Annotated in this window: 17 protein-coding genes and 1 tRNA gene; 8 read left to right on the top strand and 10 right to left on the bottom strand. The window is 63.6% G+C overall.

The genetic code is table 11. From position 1 onward, the window contains the following. Positions 1–21: 21 nt before the first annotated feature. The 4 genes from M0639_RS17615 to cobC form a co-directional block, all read right to left on the bottom strand. The gene (locus M0639_RS17615; RefSeq protein WP_030537561.1) at positions 22–1,161 is read right to left on the bottom strand and encodes a bifunctional RNase H/acid phosphatase; all 1,140 of its coding nucleotides are present in this window, start codon (positions 1,159–1,161) and stop codon (positions 22–24) included. Beyond that, entirely contained in the window at positions 1,158–1,895 is a 738-nt protein-coding gene (locus tag M0639_RS17620; RefSeq protein ID WP_007735462.1) for a zinc ribbon domain-containing protein, read from the bottom strand. Before M0639_RS17620 ends, M0639_RS17615 begins: the two co-directional genes overlap by 4 nt. A gap of 108 nt (positions 1,896–2,003) precedes the next feature. After that, on the bottom strand, positions 2,004–3,137 hold the full coding sequence (locus M0639_RS17625; protein WP_064074747.1) for a Nif3-like dinuclear metal center hexameric protein: 1,134 nt from the start codon (positions 3,135–3,137) through the stop codon (positions 2,004–2,006). Next, complete coding sequence (cobC, locus tag M0639_RS17630) at positions 3,134–4,168, bottom strand: Rv2231c family histidinol phosphate aminotransferase CobC (protein WP_064074748.1); 1,035 nt, start codon at positions 4,166–4,168, stop codon at positions 3,134–3,136. Before cobC ends, M0639_RS17625 begins: the two co-directional genes overlap by 4 nt. Positions 4,169–4,224: 56 nt before the next feature. Here cobC and M0639_RS17635 point away from each other — a divergent pair, with 56 nt between their 5' ends. From M0639_RS17635 to M0639_RS17645, 3 genes are read left to right on the top strand one after another with little or no spacing between them, the layout of a single operon-like run. Beyond that, complete coding sequence (locus M0639_RS17635; RefSeq protein WP_042445748.1) at positions 4,225–4,920, top strand: HAD hydrolase-like protein; 696 nt, start codon at positions 4,225–4,227, stop codon at positions 4,918–4,920. Beyond that, on the top strand, positions 4,907–5,398 hold the full coding sequence (locus tag M0639_RS17640) for a low molecular weight protein-tyrosine-phosphatase (RefSeq protein WP_007735468.1): 492 nt from the start codon (positions 4,907–4,909) through the stop codon (positions 5,396–5,398). Before M0639_RS17635 ends, M0639_RS17640 begins: the two co-directional genes overlap by 14 nt. A gap of 48 nt (positions 5,399–5,446) precedes the next feature. Continuing rightward, positions 5,447–6,385 (top strand): SURF1 family cytochrome oxidase biogenesis protein, encoded by a 939-nt coding sequence (locus M0639_RS17645; protein ID WP_064074749.1) that lies wholly within the window; start codon positions 5,447–5,449, stop codon positions 6,383–6,385. On the opposite strand, the gene M0639_RS17650 is transcribed toward M0639_RS17645, so the two are convergent. The 6 genes from M0639_RS17650 to M0639_RS17675 form a co-directional block, all read right to left on the bottom strand. Further along, the gene (locus M0639_RS17650) at positions 6,326–7,345 is read right to left on the bottom strand and encodes a cobalamin biosynthesis protein (RefSeq protein WP_064074771.1); all 1,020 of its coding nucleotides are present in this window, start codon (positions 7,343–7,345) and stop codon (positions 6,326–6,328) included. The genes M0639_RS17645 and M0639_RS17650 overlap by 60 nt on opposite strands. 65 nt (positions 7,346–7,410) lie before the next feature. Further along, positions 7,411–7,635 (bottom strand): hypothetical protein, encoded by a 225-nt coding sequence (locus M0639_RS17655; protein ID WP_003941648.1) that lies wholly within the window; start codon positions 7,633–7,635, stop codon positions 7,411–7,413. Between the two features lie 91 nt (positions 7,636–7,726). Further along, a tRNA-Val gene (locus M0639_RS17660) sits at positions 7,727–7,798 on the bottom strand. A gap of 32 nt (positions 7,799–7,830) precedes the next feature. Then, a complete protein-coding gene (locus tag M0639_RS17665) occupies positions 7,831–8,295 on the bottom strand; it encodes a peroxiredoxin (RefSeq protein WP_064074750.1) in 465 nt (154 codons plus the stop codon). Positions 8,296–8,330: 35 nt separating this feature from the next. Next, complete coding sequence (locus M0639_RS17670) at positions 8,331–8,756, bottom strand: DUF3052 domain-containing protein (protein WP_003941575.1); 426 nt, start codon at positions 8,754–8,756, stop codon at positions 8,331–8,333. 177 nt (positions 8,757–8,933) lie between these two features. Continuing rightward, positions 8,934–9,494: a hypothetical protein gene (locus M0639_RS17675; RefSeq protein WP_231915136.1), complete on the bottom strand. Its 561-nt coding sequence runs from the start codon at positions 9,492–9,494 to the stop codon at positions 8,934–8,936. Positions 9,495–9,727: 233 nt separating this feature from the next. Here M0639_RS17675 and aceE point away from each other — a divergent pair, with 233 nt between their 5' ends. From aceE to M0639_RS17700, 5 genes are all read left to right on the top strand, one after another. Then, entirely contained in the window at positions 9,728–12,583 is a 2,856-nt protein-coding gene (gene aceE / locus M0639_RS17680) for a pyruvate dehydrogenase (acetyl-transferring), homodimeric type (RefSeq protein WP_042445740.1), read from the top strand. A 99-nt stretch (positions 12,584–12,682) separates the two neighbouring features. Continuing rightward, positions 12,683–14,011, top strand: coding sequence for a PucR family transcriptional regulator (locus M0639_RS17685; RefSeq protein WP_003941635.1), 1,329 nt, complete (start codon positions 12,683–12,685; stop codon positions 14,009–14,011). Between the two features lie 127 nt (positions 14,012–14,138). Further along, positions 14,139–15,047 carry an ACP S-malonyltransferase gene (locus tag M0639_RS17690; protein WP_003941630.1) on the top strand — a complete coding sequence of 303 codons (909 nt, stop codon included), beginning with the start codon at positions 14,139–14,141 and terminating at the stop codon, positions 15,045–15,047. A gap of 84 nt (positions 15,048–15,131) precedes the next feature. Continuing rightward, complete coding sequence (gene acpM / locus M0639_RS17695) at positions 15,132–15,407, top strand: meromycolate extension acyl carrier protein AcpM (protein WP_003941649.1); 276 nt, start codon at positions 15,132–15,134, stop codon at positions 15,405–15,407. A gap of 7 nt (positions 15,408–15,414) precedes the next feature. After that, entirely contained in the window at positions 15,415–16,665 is a 1,251-nt protein-coding gene (locus tag M0639_RS17700) for a KasA/KasB family beta-ketoacyl-ACP synthase (protein ID WP_003941591.1), read from the top strand. Positions 16,666–16,704: the final 39 nt, after the last annotated feature.

The following is a 16,704-nucleotide window of genomic DNA, read 5'->3' on the forward strand; positions in this document are numbered from 1 at the left end:
TGATCAGCCGTCGGGGCTCTTTCAGCGAAGGTGTGACGTGTCGTTGACCAACCGGACCGAGGCTCCCCCGTCGGGATAGAACTCGGTGATACTCAGCGACGCCAGATCCAGATGCAACCGGTACAGCAACGACGGCCCGGCATCGAGGGCCAGCTGCACCAAAGTCTTGATCGGGGTGACGTGAGAGACGACCAACAGCGTCGCGCCGCCGTAGGTCGAGATCAGGTCGTCACGCGCGGCGACGACTCGTTCGCGTACCTCGTCGAAACTCTCGCCGCCCGGTGGACGCACCGAAGTGTCCGAGAGCCATTCGCGATGCAGGTCCGGGTCACGCTCGGCTGCCTCGCGGAACGTGAGTCCGTCCCAGTCGCCGAAATCGGTTTCGATCAAACCCTTGTGCTCGACGACGGGTAAGCCGAGCACGCGGGCCGATGCCTCTGCCGTCTCACGGGTTCTGCCGAGGGGTGAGCAGACGATGGCGTCGATACCGCCTCGGTTCCCGAAGCGTCCGGCTGCGCCGGCAGCCTGCGCGCGGCCCAGTTCCGTGAGCTCCGGATTCCCACGTCCGGAGTACCGGCGATCGACCGACATCGCTGTCTGTCCGTGACGTAGCAACAACATTCGTGTCGGCTTGCCGGTGGTGGCGATCCATCCCGGAGAGCCGGCGATCTGCGGCTCCGACGTCTCTTCGGACGGCGCGGCAGGTGCAGCAGGTGCGGGGGCCGAAGGTGCGACTGGGCCGGTTTCGATGCCGGCAGCCGCGTCCATCGCCTCGTTGGCAAGGCGATCGGCATGAGAGTTCTCGCCGCGAGGAATCCACGTGTAGGTCACTCGCGAGAACTGCGTCGCCAGCTCGGCAGCGCGCCGCTGCAGCGGAATCATGTCCGGGTGCTTGACCTTCCAGCGCCCGGACATCTGCTCGACGACCAACTTGGAATCCATGCGGACGTCGACCGTCGACGCGCCGAGTTCACCGGCAGCGGTCAACCCGGCGATCAGTCCGCGGTACTCGGCGACGTTGTTGGTCGCGATACCGATGCTTTCCTTGCGTTCGGCCAACACCGAGCGCGAGGCGTCGAACACCACCGCTCCGTAGCCGGCCGGACCGGGATTGCCCCGCGATCCACCGTCGGCCTCGACGATGACCTGCGAGAGAGTCACAGACCGGACTCCTTGGTACGCACCATGATTGCATTGCACTCTGGGCAACGAACTACGACGTCGGCCGGCGACGCGGCGATTCGGGAGATCTCGCCGCGGTCGATCTCGATCCGGCAAGCGCCGCATCGGCGTGCCTGCAGAAGCGCCGCGCCCGGTCCGCCCAGGCTGCGCTGCTTCTCGTAGACAGCAAGGAAATCGGCGGGGAATTCACCGACGAGTCGTTCACGATCGGCGGCGCAACGCTCCTGCGCCTTGTCCAGATCAGCGACGGCATCGTCGCGGCGACGCTTGGCGTCGATCAGCTCTTCTTCGGCCTGGGACAGCTGGGCACCGGCGTGATCGTGATCGGCCTGCAACGCCTCACGCTGCTCCATCACTTCGAGCAACTCGTCTTCGAGGAGCCCCTGACGCCGGACCAGGCTGCCGAGTTCGTGTTCGAGTTCGGTGAGCTGCTTCGCCCCGACCGACCCGCTCTGCAAGAGTGTGCGGTCACGATCCTCGCGCTGACGAACCGCGTCGACCTCGCCTTCGAGCTTGCGAATGTCGCGATCGATGTCGTCGATCTGGATTTCGACGGCTACGGACGCGTCTTTACGGCTGATTCGCTCGGCCTCGAGACGTTCGACTTCCTGCTGCTCGGGAAGCGCTCCGCGTCGGTGGGTGATCCGAGTGAGCTCAGCATCCACCCCGGCGAGGTCGAGAAGCTTGGATTGCACCTGTGGTTCGACGTTCACGCTGTATAACTCCTGCTGTAAGTCCGATGTCGGCAGTGCTCGCGAAGGACGGCTCTCGAAGAACTGCTCTTGAATTGTTCGTGCAACCGTACCTTGCAGAGCGCTGCACTAATGCGCACTCAAACACCACGGATCGGTGCGAATTGTCGAAACCCGGCTTTCCCACTCCGGATTGTCGGCAAACGCGGCGTCGAGCACCGATTTCGCCTGTGCGCACCACGGGTATTCACTCGCCCAGTGCGCGACGTCGACCAGAGCCGGGCCACCGGCGCGTAGATGCTCGTCCGCGGGATGATGCCGCAGGTCCGCAGTGACGAAGACGTCGGCGCCCAGTGCCGCCACCACGTCGAGATACGAGTCGCCGGAACCGCCGCACACCGCCACGGTACGAACGGTCGCTTCTGGATCTCCGGCCGCGCGAACACCCCACTCGGTCGAGGGCAGTGAGCGCGCCACTCGCGCGGTGAATTCCCGCAAGGTTTCGGGGTGGTCGAGCTCACCCAACCGCCCCAGTCCGAGTGAACTGGGGAACGCTGCGAGTTCGAAGACATCGAAGGCCGGTTCCTCGTACGGATGGGAGGCACGCAATGCGCCCAGCACTGCGCTTCGCTTTCCGCGAGGGGCAATCACTTCCACACGATTCTCGCGAACCTGCTCCACAGCGCCGACGGTCCCGATCGTCGGATTCGCTCCGTCGGCGGGCAGGAACTGACCCGTACCGGTGACGGTCCAACTGCACTGGCTGTAGTCACCGATCCGCCCAGCCCCGGCCTCGAAAAGTGCATCCTGCACGGCCGATGCATTCTCCACCGGAACCATGACGACCCACTTGTCGAGCGGCTGCGTCGGCTTGGGTTCGATCGGGCGCAGCACGGTCAGGCCCAGAGCCTGCGCCAACGCGTCGGACACTCCGGGGTCGGCCGAGTCCGCATTGGTGTGCGCCGAGAACAGCGCGCACCCCGCCTTGATGAGCTTGTGAACCAACGCACCTTTGGGTGTGTGAGCACCGACGGTGTCCACCCCACGCAGCAGAAGTGGATGGTGAACGACCAGAAGGTCGGCACCGGAGGCGATGGCGTCGTCGACCACTGCCTCGGTCGGATCCACCGCGAAAACCACTCTCGTCACAGCGTCGGCCGGATCGCCGCAGACCAGGCCGACCGAGTCCCACGATTCCGCCAGGGCCGGCGGATACGCGGATTCCAGCACGGCTATGACGTCCGCAAGGGTTGGGCCACTCACAAGATCTCCTTCATCGCTTCGATCAGTACCGCAACCTGCTCGGCTGGACGGACGGCCACGCGCAGCCGATCCGGGCCGAGTCCGGGAAAGGTGTCGCACCTGCGGACGGCGATTCCGCAGGCACGCAGGTGCTCTCGCATCGTGGCGCCGTCACGGACATCGATGAGCACGAACGGCCCCGCAGCGGGTTGGTGCACGGCAATCCCGATCTCGGTCAGTCGCCGCGACATGTCTCGGCGGTCCACGGCAATCGCGTCGGCTTTGATCCTCGACTGCTCGACGGCAAACGGTTCGCAGCACGCCGTGATGGCCTCGATCTGCAGACTGCCCAATGGCCAGTGGGCTCGGCCGTGACTGAGTCGAGCCAGAAGATCGGGAGAGCCGATCGCGTATCCACACCGCAATCCGGCGAGCGCCCACGTCTTGGTCAGGCTCCGAAGGACCAGTACATCCGCCGACTCGACACCGGCGATGCTCTCCGTTTCGCCTGGGACCGCGTCGCCGAAGGCCTCGTCCACCACCAGGATCCGGCCCGGCTGACGCAATGCCAACACATCGGCCTTGGGGTGAAGCACGGACGTCGGGTTGGTCGGATTGCCCAGAACGACAAGGTCCGCGGATTCGGGTACCTGCGCGGTCCGAAGCTCGAAAGGCGGCTCCAGAATCACTTGAGTCACCGGCACACCGGCCTCTCGCAGTGCCAGTTCCGGTTCGGTGAACGACGGATGGATCAGCGCTGCCGAACGAGTGCCCAGACGCGGCAGCATCGCGAATCCCTCGGCACCGCCCGAGAGCAACAACACCTCTTCGGGCCGGCGCCCGTGCCGCTGCGCGACCGTTTCGCGAGCCTTCAGTTCCGCTGCGGCCGACGGGTACGAACCAAGCGTCGCCAGCCCTGCGGCCAGCCGATCCCGCAACCACTTCGGCGGGCCGGAGCCTTGAACGTTGACGGCAAAATCGAGTAACCCGGGCTCCGCTTCGACATCGCCGTGATGTCGCAAGCTCTCCAGGTCAACCGTTCCGGTACTCACCCGGTCAGCCTACGGTCGAGCACCGTGCGCGGACATCACCCCTGCCGTCCGGGACAATGAGTGCCGTGACGACACCACCGCTCGACCGCTTTCCCGTAGTTCTGTTCGATCTGGACGGCACCATCACCGATTCCGCTCCCGGCATTCACGGCGGCTTCCGACATGCGTTGGCAACTGTCGGCCATCCGGAGCCGACGGAAGCGATGTTGGCATCGGTGATCGGCCCGCCGATGGTCGACACATTCAGGTCACTCGGTATGGCCCCGGCGGACGTGGATCGGGCGATCGCCGCGTACATCGAGCGTTACGACGCGACCGGGTGGCAGGAGAACTCGGTGTACGAAGGCATGGACGTCGTCCTGGGTAAGGCTCGCGCGAGCGGAACCCGACTGGCCGTCGCCACCTCCAAGTCGGAGCGATTCGCCATTCGAATCCTCGAGCATTTCGGCCTGGCCGAGCACTTCGAGTTCATCGGCGGCGCGAGTGACGACGGAACTCGTCGGGCTAAACCCGATGTGATCGCGCATTCGCTGACCTCACTCGGGATCACTCCCGTCCTCGCATCCGACGGCGGAACCCCCGACGTTCTCATGATCGGCGACCGTGATCACGACGTGCTCGGCGCCGCGAAGTACGGCATCCCCACCGTCGTCGTCGAATGGGGCTACGGTTCCGCCGAGGAAGCGCGGCAAGCGTTTCGCTCCGTATCGTCGGCATCCGAACTGGGAGGACTTCTCGATGGCCGCCACTGAACCACTCCACGTGACTGAACCACTTCATGTGACGTTTGTGTGCACCGGCAATATCTGCCGGTCACCGATGGCCGAAAAGATCTTGCTCGCGCATCTGGACCGTGAAGGCCTCGCCGACCGAGTCCGTGTCAGCAGCGCCGGTACCGAGGGGTTTCACACCGGTAGCGAGGCCGACGAGCGGACCAACGTCGTGCTCCGAGCGGCCGGATATCCGACGGGCCACAGTGCCGCGCAGGTCAATGCAGATCATCTCGCGGCCGATCTGGTCGTCGCCCTCGACACCGGCCATGAACGTGAGCTTGCTCATCTCGGCGTGCCCACCGAGCGTCGGCGCCTACTGCGATCGTTCGACCCCGAGGCGGACGGAGAATCGGTTCCGGACCCGTACTACGGGGATCAGGAGGACTTCGAACTGGTGCGAGACCAGATCGAAGCAGCCATTCCCGACATACTCGACTGGATCCGCGAGCGAGCCTGAACCCGGAGCAAAATTCACTCCCGTTCGGGCAACGGATACCGTGGACGTGTGCGAAGACTGAAATTCCTGTTGCGGCCCGGTTGGTTGGTACTGGCAGCTGTGGTCGGGCTCTTCGCCTACCTGTGCTTCACCGTGCTCGCCCCATGGCAACTCGGCAAGAACACGAAGACCGAGCACCGCAATGATCTGATCTCGAACTCGATCAACGCGGAGACCGTGCCGATCGGTGACGTCATCGCCGATTCGACGATCGCACCGGACGGCGAATGGCGAAACATCACCGCGGCAGGCACCTATCTGCCCGACGCCGACATCCTCGTTCGACTGCAGTCCATCGAGGGCGCACCGTCGTACGAGATCCTGACGCCTTTCCTTCTCGACGACGGCCGCACGATCCTCGTCAATCGCGGATACGTTCGGCCGATCAACGGCGCCGAGGCACCGCCCATCGCCGCGCCGCCGACCGATCCGGTCACTCTCAACGGTCGCGTGCGTCTGTCGGAAGGCACCGCGCCCGGCCGAGTTCCGATGTTCGAGGACGGCGCGAAACAGGTCTACTCGATCGACGCACAACCTATCGGCGAGTTCATCGGAACGGACCTGATCGACGCGTACATCCAACTCGAACCCGACCAGCCCGGCGGCCTGGGGACGATCCCTCTCCCCCAACTCGATGCAGGCCCCTATCTCTCGTACGGGTTCCAATGGCTGGCGTTCGGCATCATGGCGCCGCTCGGACTGGCCTACTTCATTCGCGCGGAGTGGCGCGAACGTCGCAAGGAGAAGGCAGCTCAAGCAGCTGTCGACGGCTTCGCAGCGGACGACGCCGCTACCGAGACGACCCCGGAAGCGCCGGTATCCGCGCCTGCCGCACCCCCCGCCGAACCGACTCGTACCTTCAGCCGTCGCAAGAAGCCGGAGCCGGAATCAGTGCCGCTGACGGCGCAGGAAGCCAAACTTGCCGATCGATACGGCAATACCCGCTGAAATACCCGCTGACACCACAACTGCACTGATCTGCACCGCCGACGAAAGCCTCGACGCGCGGCGCAGATCGTTCGGCGTCGGCACAGTCCCGCGGCCGAGGACGGGACGCATCTCCACCCCGTGCGCGTACTCGGTCCGACCACCCAACGAAATGCCCAACGCCCCTGCCGCCGACGCTTCCGCGACGCCCGCATTGGGGCTTGGATGAGCCGCTGCGTCGCGTTTCCACGCTGCCAGTGATTCCTGAACCGAGCCGCCTACCACCGGTGCACACGCAGCCGTCAGCGCACCTGTCAGCCGAGCGGGGACGATGTTGACCAGGTCGTCGAACCTCGCCGCAGCCCACCCGAATCTGCGGTATTTCTCGGAGCGGTAGCCGATCATCGCGTCGAGGGTGTTGGCGGCGCGGTAGACGAACAGACCCGGCACGCCCGCAATTGCACCCCAGAACATTGCACCGACGCTTGCATCCGAGGTGTTTTCGGCGACCGACTCCAGCGCTGCACGCGTGAGGCCCTCCTCGCTCAGTACCGATGGATCGCGTCCACACAGTGAAGGGAGAAGCTCGCGCGCTTTCGTCAGGTCGCGATCGACCTGTGACGCCTCCAATCGAGCGGCCATGTCGATGCCGGTGCGTGCAAGCGACGTCCCGCCGAGCACAGCCCAGGTAGCCATCGCTGTCGTACCCGTGACGGCCACCCAACCGGCCCGGCGCGACACTTTTTCGGCTGCGAGCCCAAGTCCTGCGGTGCCGGCCAAGAGCACGGCAACATGAAGTGTTCCGGCCGCGCGCGAGTCCCGGTAGGACATCTTCTGCAGCGCGATAGCCGCGGTTCCGAAGCCGGCAACCGGATGGAACCGCCCCGGATCGGCGAAGACCCGATCCGCGACGAAGCCGAGGAGAAGCCCGGCAGCTCGCGCATTGAATCGAGACTGGGACGAACGAACCGAAATCTGCACGAGCGTAGTTGTAGCAGCGACGCTCGTTCTCTGGCCAACCGTCACGTGTCTGCACGAGCCGATCTCTACCCGTCCCAGTCGATCGTCAGGTAGATCAAGCGGTGCATTCGGTTGATTTCCCAGACACGGGCAATCCCGGTCGCCAGTGCGTCGCTTTGGGAACGAACCCGGATCGTCTGCCCCGGGAACAACGCAACACTGAGACTGGGCATCTCGGCGATGTGTATGTGCGGACGGGTGGGATGCACGCGCGTCGGGTCGACGGCTACTTCGATCACAGAACTGGACATGCGTCCAGAATGGCGTATTGCGGACAATTCGTTGCCGAAAATGAAAAAACCCCGATCTGCGTCGACGCAGATCGGGGCTTGAATTCTTCGGTGGGCGCGGAGGGTTTCGAACCCCCGACCGCTGGTGTGTAAAACCAGAGCTCTACCACTGAGCTACACGCCCGAACTCCCGGTGAGACCCTCACCGGGAGTGCTCTAAGACTCTAGCGCGGCAAGCGCATTTGCCCAAAGTCCGTGGTCACGAGCTTCTCCGGGGCCGTTCATCTCGGCAAAACGAATGATTCCGTCTTTGTCGATGACAAAGGTGCCACGATTCGCGAAGCCCAACTTGTCGTTGAACACCTCGTACTTCTGAGCGACCTCACCGTGCGGCCAGAAGTCCGACAGCAAGGGAAATGTGTATCCCTGCTCGGCCGACCAGATCTTGTGAGTCGGCGAAGCACCGACAGAAAGCGCGAGAATGGCGGTGTCGTCGTTCTCGAACTTCGGAAGCTCGTCACGGACCTTGCAGAGTTCCCCCTGACAAGTCCCGGTGAAGGCCAACGGATAGAAGACCAGCAGAACGTTCTTCTTACCGCGGAAATCTGCGAGCGAAACTTCCTGGTTGTTCTGGTCCTTCAAGGTGAAATCCGGTGCCTGGGCACCAACTTCGAGAGGCATGTGCGATTCCTTGGGAAAGTGCGGAAAGGACCGGGTCAGCGCTTGTTGGCCGGACGAGCCTTCGGCTGAACCAGTCGACTTCCCGACCAGTCACCGAGGTTGGCTGCCGATGTCTGCGTCAGGCCGGCAGTCGGCGCCGATTCGGCGATCTCGCTGGGCTCGACGTGTCCATCGAGACCGGTCTTGGGAGTGAGAACCCACACGAAGCCTTCGTCGGCGAGGGGCCCGATGGCATCCATGAGGGCGTCCACCAGGTCACCGTCCTCGTCGCGCCACCACAGCAGCACGACGTCGATGACCTCGTCGGAATCCTCGTCGAGCATTTCCCCGCCGATGGTTTCCTCAACCGCGGCACGAATGCCGTCGTCGGTATCCTCATCCCAGCCCAGTTCCTGCACCACCATGTCAGTGGTAATCCCGAGTTTCTGAGCGTAGTTCTGGGCATCCGCCGCGGCGACCACGGTGGGGTCCTCCTTTTGTTGATGGTGTGTGGCGACCCCGCACACCTACCGTTTGACGATCAATTAGGGAAAGCGAACATGGTCTGAGGCGTTAGCGCAAGCCGACCACGCCGAAAACTTTCACCAAAGATCGTCTTCTGACACACGGCGAACCTTACGCCTGCGGATTACCGCAGGTCACAGGGATCCACATTCATCGAAGATCGACTTGCGAATCGAATTGCTCGTATCGCTGATCGAATTGATTTCATCGGCCGAATGATCACTCTCGATCACGACAGCAGATGAACGTAGGTTCGCGGCCAATTCGGCGAACAGTCCGGAAAGTTGCGTCGGAAGTTCACTCGAGACCGAGTCGAACCACGAGGCCGTCTCCCTTGCCGAGGAAGCAGCAGCGCTTGCTTCGGCTCTCAGGTCGGTCTCACCATGATTTCCGGCGTCGACGTAGGCATTGAACGCGACCACGTCGTTTTTCGATCGGGAGACCGCTTCCTCACAGATCGCGAACGCCGCCTCTGCCGCATCTGCCGCCGCTTTCGACGAGGATGCGGCGGCCATCGAAATACTCACCTCGGATTGGTATGCAGCCACGTGCGCTTCATTGGGTACTGCCGATCCGGTCACCGCCGCCGAACATCCCACGATCACCGACAGTCCCACTGCGATCGATCCGACCGAGACCCACGCCCCGACCCTGCCGTAATTGATTTCTTTGTTTATTTTTTCCCACCCCTTCATACGTTCCGATCGATCCCCCAAGCCTGTGACTACGGGGAACCATCACACCCCTGCGTCACGCCGAAAAACGCTACCCGAGAGTAACCAGAGGCGAGGTGTGCCGGACCGACCGGGATGGTGAAAGATGAGGTACGCGCCATATTCACGATGGAAGTGCGTCGGACCTAACAAGGCCTCGATCACCTATGTAAGGACGCCCCACCACGCGTCCCCAAACCAATGAGGAGCACACGTTGTCTGACCTGATCCAGGGTCCCGCGTCCGGGCAGAACGCCGATTCCGGCGCCGCCGGCGAGTCGGGTTCGCCCGCGTCGAATACGCCGGGGGGAACCGACGGTCGCGTTCGCGTCATTCGCGAAGGTGTTGCGTCGTACCTGCCGGACATCGATCCGGACGAGACCACCGAATGGCTCGAATCATTCGACGGACTTCTGGATCGATCCGGACCCACGCGTGCCCGCTACCTCATGCTCCGCATGCTCGAACGCGCCGGCGAGAAGCACGTCGCACTCCCCGCGCTCACTTCGACCGACTACGTCAACACGATTCCGACCGAAAACGAGCCGTGGTTCCCCGGTGACGAAGAGGTCGAGCGCCGCTATCGCGCCTGGATCCGTTGGAACGCCGCGATCATGGTCCACCGCGCTCAGCGACCGGGCGTCGGCGTCGGCGGTCACATCTCCACCTACGCATCCTCGGCAGCGTTGTACGAGGTCGGCTTCAACCACTTCTTCCGCGGCAAGGACCACCCGGGCGGTGGCGACCACATCTTCATCCAGGGTCACGCCTCCCCCGGCATCTACGCACGCGCCTTCCTCGAGGGCCGCATCCCCGCGGAACAGCTCGACGGATTCCGCCAGGAGAAGTCCCACGCCGACTTCGGCGGCGCACTGCCGTCCTACCCGCACCCGCGGCTGCTTCCCGACTTCTGGGAGTTCCCGACGGTCTCGATGGGCCTCGGTCCGATGAACGCCATCTACCAGGCCCGGTTCAACCACTACCTCAACGACCGCGGCATCAAGGACACCACCGATCAGCACGTGTGGGCGTTCCTCGGCGACGGCGAAATGGACGAGCCCGAGTCACGCGGCCTCGCTCACGTCGCGGCAACCGAAGGCCTCGACAACCTCACGTTCGTGGTGAACTGCAACCTCCAACGCCTCGACGGCCCGGTCCGCGGCAACGGAAAGATCATCCAGGAACTGGAATCGTTCTTCCGCGGTGCCGGCTGGAACGTCATCAAGGTCGTCTGGGGTCGCGAGTGGGATGCGCTGCTGCACGCCGATCGCGACGGCGCACTGGTCAACCTGATGAACGTGACGCCGGACGGTGACTACCAGACGTACAAGGCCAACGACGGCGCGTTCGTACGCGATCACTTCTTCGGACGTGACCCCCGCACCAAGGAACTGGTCAAGGACCTCACAGACCAGGAAATCTGGAACCTCAAGCGCGGTGGCCACGACTACCGCAAGGTCCACGCCGCCTACGCAGCGGCCATGGCACACAAGGGCCAGCCGACGGTCATCCTGGCGCACACCATCAAGGGCTACACCCTCGGTAAGCACTTCGAGGGCCGCAACGCCACGCACCAGATGAAGAAGCTGACGCTGGACGATCTCAAGGCGTTCCGCGACATGCAGCACATCCCGATCTCGGATGCCGAGCTCGAGAAGGATCCGTACCTGCCTCCGTACTACCACCCGGGCGCGGACGCTCCCGAGATCAAGTACATGCTCGACCGTCGTAAAGCACTCGGCGGGTTCCTGCCTTCCCGTAACACCGATGCGGCGCCGCTCAAGCTCCCCGAGGACAAGACGTACGACGTCATCCGCAAGGGTTCGGGCAAGCAGGAAGTCGCCACCACCATGGCGATCGTGCGCATCCTCAAGGAACTGTTGCGCGACAAGGAGATCGGCAAGCGAATCGTGCCGATCATCCCGGACGAGGCTCGCACGTTCGGCATGGACTCGTGGTTCCCGTCGCTGAAGATCTACAACCGCAACGGTCAGCTCTACACGTCCGTCGACGCCGAACTCATGCTCGCCTACAAGGAGAGCCCGATCGGCCAGATCCTGCACGAGGGCATCAACGAGGCCGGTTCGACGGCATCGTTCACCGCAGTCGGCACGTCGTACGCCACCCACGGTGAACCGATGATTCCGCTGTACATCTTCTACTCGATGTTCGGTTTCCAGCGCACCGGCGACGGCCTGTGGGCGGCTGCCGACCAGATGGCTCGGGGATTCGTTCTCGGCGCCACCGCCGGTCGTACAACTCTGACCGGTGAAGGTCTCCAGCACGCCGACGGACACTCGCTGCTCCTGGCATCCACCAACCCCGCAGCTGTCACGTACGACGCCGCGTTCTCGTACGAGTTGGCGCACATCGTCAAGGACGGCTTGCGCCGCATGTACGGCGGCACCGAGGGCGTCGACGGTTTCGGTGGCGAGAACATCTTCTACTACCTGACCATCTACAACGAGCCGTACGTTCAGCCGGCCGAGCCCGAAGGTCTCGACGTCGAGGGCTTGCTCAAGGGCATCTACCTCTACAAGACGTCCGAAGCATCGGGCCCGAAGGCACAGATCCTCGTCTCCGGTGTCGCTATGCCCGAGGGGCTGCGCGCGCAGAAGCTGCTCGCCGACGAATGGGGCGTCTCGGCCGACGTCTGGTCGGTCACGTCCTGGGGTGAGCTGCGCCGCGAAGGCGTCGAATGCGAACGTCAGGCGCTGCTCAATCCGTCCGAGGATGCTCCGGTTCCCTTCGTCACCACGGCGTTGTCGTCGGCCCAAGGCCCTGTCGTCGCGGCTTCGGACTGGATGCGGGCGGTCTCGGACCAGATCCGTCAGTGGGTTCCCGGCGACTACACCACGCTCGGTACGGACGGGTTCGGGTTCTCCGACACACGCACTGCAGCGCGTCGCTACTTCAACGTCGATGCCGAGTCCATCGTCGTTGCCGTGTTGATCGGTTTGGCGAAGGAAGGATCGATCGAGCGGTCGAAGGCCGTCGAAGCAGCGAGCCGATACCGCATCGACGACGTGAATGCTGCTCCCGAGCAGACCGGGGACACCGGTAGCGCCTAAGTCGTAGGGCAACAGTCCCAGCGATCGAAAACAGACCTACGCCCATCGCCGCGGGTGTCATCTCGACATCCGCTGCGGCGATGGGCGTAGGTTTTTCTCATGCCCGAACCTGATCCCGAGAAACCCGAAGAGGGCGTACGCCGCACTCGACCACAGTCGTCCGGGTTGCAGGCTGTACTCGCCCGCCGTCGTCAGGTTCGCGATCCACTTCCAGAAGCCTTGCTCCGCCGCGTCAAACAGTTCTCCGGCCGGCTCTCCACCGAGGCCGTGACCGTGATGGAGGAGCAGCTTCCGTTCTTCGACAGTCTCGACGCTTCGCAACGCGCCGACGTTCAACTGTTGGTGCAGACGTCGGTGGTGAATTTCCTGGAATGGCTGCGGCAACTCGACTCGGAGATCAGCTTCGGATACGAGTCGTTTCCGGTCATCCCTCAGGATCTTGCTCGACAGCTCACGCTGCGCCAGACCGTCGACATGGTCCGGGTGGCGATGGAGTTCTTCGAGAAATGGCTGCCGGCTCTCGCCCGCAACGATCAGCAGCTGATCGCGCTGACAGAAGCCGTCCTGCGCTACGGGCGTGAACTCGGTTTCGCAGCAGCGACGGTGTACGCAAGCGCTGCCGAGTCGCGGGGTGCCCTGGACACGCGACTGGAAGCGCTCGTCGTCGACGCCGTCGTGCAGGGAGACACCGGCTCGGACATGCTCTCTCGCGCCGCCACCTTGAACTGGGATGCCACGGCTCCGGCCACCGTCATCGTCGGGTCTCCCCCGCCGGACGAGCGGGTCTCGGTTGCCGGCACCGTCCACGCGACTGCCGCCGCGCACGGGCGCGCTGTTCTCGCCGTGGTGCAGGGTCCGCGACTGGTGATGATCGTCAGCGGGGAACTGAGTAGCAAGACGGAAGGCAGCCAATTCCTTCAAGACCTGCTCATGAGTTTCGCCGACGAGCCGGTGGTGATCGGCCCGACGACACCCTCGTTGAGCGCAGCGCACTTCAGTGCGTCCGAAGCTCTGGCGGGAATCAAGGCTGTTGCCGGGTGGCGCGGCGCACCTCGTCCCGTTTTCGCGACTGAACTGCTCCCGGAACGGGCACTACTGGGAGACGCCGCTGCCGTGAAGGCTCTTCGCGATTTCCTCGTCGCACCTTTAGCTGAATCCGGCACAGTCTTGACCGATACTTTAGACAGTTATCTCGACTGTGGAGGTGCGGTTGAGACTTGTGCACGTCTTCTGTTTGTTCATCCAAATACCGTTCGGTACCGCTTGAAGCGAATCGCCGAAGTTACCGGCCGGGATCCAACGAATCCACGCGACGCGTATGTACTACGGATCGCCGCTACCGTGGGCCGATTGACACAAATCGATCTCAAATCGAACAATTCGGTTACTTCAGTCACATCTTTAACATCCGGACAAACAAACCTGTAACCCCTGAGCGTCCAATTTCGATGGCCGAGCGCGACGTGGGATTTTGTGGGAACCCTACAAAACACTTCGCCAGAGTTCATCGCGACCGACATCTCGCAGGTCGCTCGCGGCGGTGTTCTCTTAATAAGTGATTTCGTTGCTCGCCCCGGGACAGGGCTCTCAGACACCCGGCATGCTCAGCCCCTGGCTGGCACTGCCCGGAGCACAAGACCGCCTCGAAGTGTGGTCGAAGGCAGCCGGCCTGGACCTCGTCCGACTCGGCACGACCGCGACCGCCGAAGAAATCACCGACACCTCGGTAACCCAGCCCCTCGTCGTTGCCGCTGCTCTGCTGGCATACGAGGAAATCGAATCACGTGGGCTCCTCGGCGCCGACGTCATCGCTGCCGGCCATTCGGTGGGTGAGCTTGCCGCTGCTGCGGTCGCCGGTGTTATCTCTGCTGACGACGCGGTCGCGCTTGCCGCCCTCCGTGGCGCCGAGATGGCCAAGGCTTGTTCGCTCGAGCCCACGGGCATGTCAGCCGTTCTCGGTGGAGACGAAGCCGAAGTGCTCGCACGAATCGAAGAACTCGGGCTGGAAGCAGCCAACCGCAATGCGGCCGGCCAGATCGTGGCGGCCGGACTGCTCACCGCGCTCGAAGAACTCGCAGCAAACGCACCCGAAAAGGCCCGAGTCCGCGCACTACCCGTCGCCGGAGCTTTCCACACCCGCTTCATGGCGCCGGCGCAGGACGCCGTCGCAGCTGCTGCCGCCAAGATCACCCCTTCCGATCCGACGCGCACGCTGCTTTCCAACTCGGATGGCGCACCCGTCTCCTCGGGCGCCGACGCCCTCACCAAGCTTGCCGCGCAGGTAACCCGCCCCGTTCGTTGGGACCTCTGCTCCGCGTCGTTGCGGACAGCAGAAGTCAGCGCGATCGTGGAACTCCCGCCGGCCGGAACCCTCGTCGGAATTGCCAAGCGTGAAATGCGTGGCACACCGACGGTGGCCCTCAAGAACCCGGAGGATATCTCCGCACTGTCCGAGCTGACCTAGCTCGGACGCCCACCCGGCCGATCAGCCCGAACGGCGGCCGGACGTTTCACCCCACCTCAATCGATCAAGAAGGGAGCCACACCAGTGGCCCACACTCAGGAAGAAATCATCGCGGAACTCGGCCAGATCGTGGAGGAGGTCACCGGTATCGAGCCTTCCGAGGTCACCGTCGACAAGTCCTTCGTGGACGACCTCGATATCGACTCCCTGTCCATGGTCGAGATCGCCGTTCAGACCGAAGACAAGTACGGCGTGAAGGTCCCCGACGAGGATCTCGCAGGCCTGCGCACCGTCGGCGACATCGTCGCGTACATCCAGAAGCTCGAAGCCGAAGGCGCCGAAGCCAAGAACGCAGAGTGAGCCGACCGTGACTTCCGCTTCTACCCGCAAAGGGAAATTCCCCGACATCGTCGTCACGAGCCTCGCGACGTCGACCTCGGTGGCTGGTGATGTGGATGGCACGTGGAAGGCGCTACTCGCCGGCGAAAGCGGCATCGGAATCCTCGATGACCCGTTCATCGACGAGTTCGACCTTCCCATTCGCATCGGCGGGCACCTGAAGGTTTCACCGGACGAGGGCTTGTCCCGCGTCGAAATTCGACGGATGAGCTGGGTGGAACGCCTTGCCCTCACGTTGAGTCGCACGGTCTGGAGCAACGCCGGCAGCCCTGAAGTCGATCAGGACCGCCTGGCCGTTGTCATCGGCACCGGACTCGGCGGCGGCGACACGCTCATCGACGCCGTCGACAAGCTCCGTGGCGGCGGATACCGCAAGGTGTCCCCGTTCTCGGTGCAGATGGTCATGCCCAACGGACCGGCCGCAACGGTCGGACTCGAACTCGGGGCCCGCGGTGGCGTCATCACTCCGGTGTCGGCATGTTCATCAGGTTCCGAGGCAATTGCTCACGCTCACCGCATGCTTGTCATGGGTGACGCGGACATGGTTGTGGCTGGTGGAGTCGAGAGCTTCATCGACGCCGTTCCGATCGCGAGCTTCGCCATGATGCGTGCGATGAGCACCAACAACGACAATCCGGCCGCAGCTTCACGTCCTTTCGACAAGGACCGCGACGGATTTGTCTTCGGCGAAGCCGGCGCCTTGATGATCCTCGAAACCGAGGAGCACGCAAAGGCACGCGGGGCAACGATTCACGCCCGCCTGCTTGGTTCCGGAATCACTTCGGACGGGTACCACATCGTGGCACCGCATCCGGAAGGCCTGGGCGCGGCGCGAGCCATGACCCGAGCAATCGAGATGGCCGGACTGACGAAGTCCGACATCAAGCACATCAACGCCCACGCCACTGCGACGCCGATCGGTGACATCGCAGAGGCAAAGGCAATCAACGCAGCGGTCGGCAATCACGCTGCGGTGTACGGCCCGAAATCCGCGCTGGGACACTCGATCGGCGCTGTCGGCGCCCTCGAATCAGTCCTCACGGTTCTGGCAGTGCGTGACGGGATCATCCCGCCCACGCTCAATGTTGACAGCCAGGATCCAGAAATCGATCTCGATGTCGTCAAGGGTGAACCCCGAACCGGCTCTTTCGATTTCGCACTGAACAACTCGTTCGGTTTCGGTGGGCACAATGTCGCGCTCGCCTTCGGTCGGGCCTAGCCCGAACCGCGGTTTGCACCTGTCCGCGGGTGTCGTTGC

Origin of the sequence: Rhodococcus qingshengii JCM 15477 (assembly GCF_023221595.1) — a bacterium.
GTDB lineage: Bacteria > Actinomycetota > Actinomycetes > Mycobacteriales > Mycobacteriaceae > Rhodococcus_F > Rhodococcus_F qingshengii.

Bases quoted from the DNA above. Each gene is read 5' to 3' on its own strand.
- M0639_RS17685 (WP_003941635.1), top strand. From the start codon at position 12,683: ATGCCCGAACCTGATCCCGAGAAACCCGAAGAGGGCGTACGCCGCACT.
- M0639_RS17675 (WP_231915136.1), bottom strand. From the start codon at position 9,494: ATGAAGGGGTGGGAAAAAATAAACAAAGAAATCAATTACGGCAGGGTC.
- M0639_RS17665 (WP_064074750.1), bottom strand. From the start codon at position 8,295: ATGCCTCTCGAAGTTGGTGCCCAGGCACCGGATTTCACCTTGAAGGAC.
- M0639_RS17655 (WP_003941648.1), bottom strand. From the start codon at position 7,635: ATGTCCAGTTCTGTGATCGAAGTAGCCGTCGACCCGACGCGCGTGCAT.
- M0639_RS17640 (WP_007735468.1), top strand. From the start codon at position 4,907: ATGGCCGCCACTGAACCACTCCACGTGACTGAACCACTTCATGTGACG.
- M0639_RS17635 (WP_042445748.1), top strand. From the start codon at position 4,225: ATGAGTGCCGTGACGACACCACCGCTCGACCGCTTTCCCGTAGTTCTG.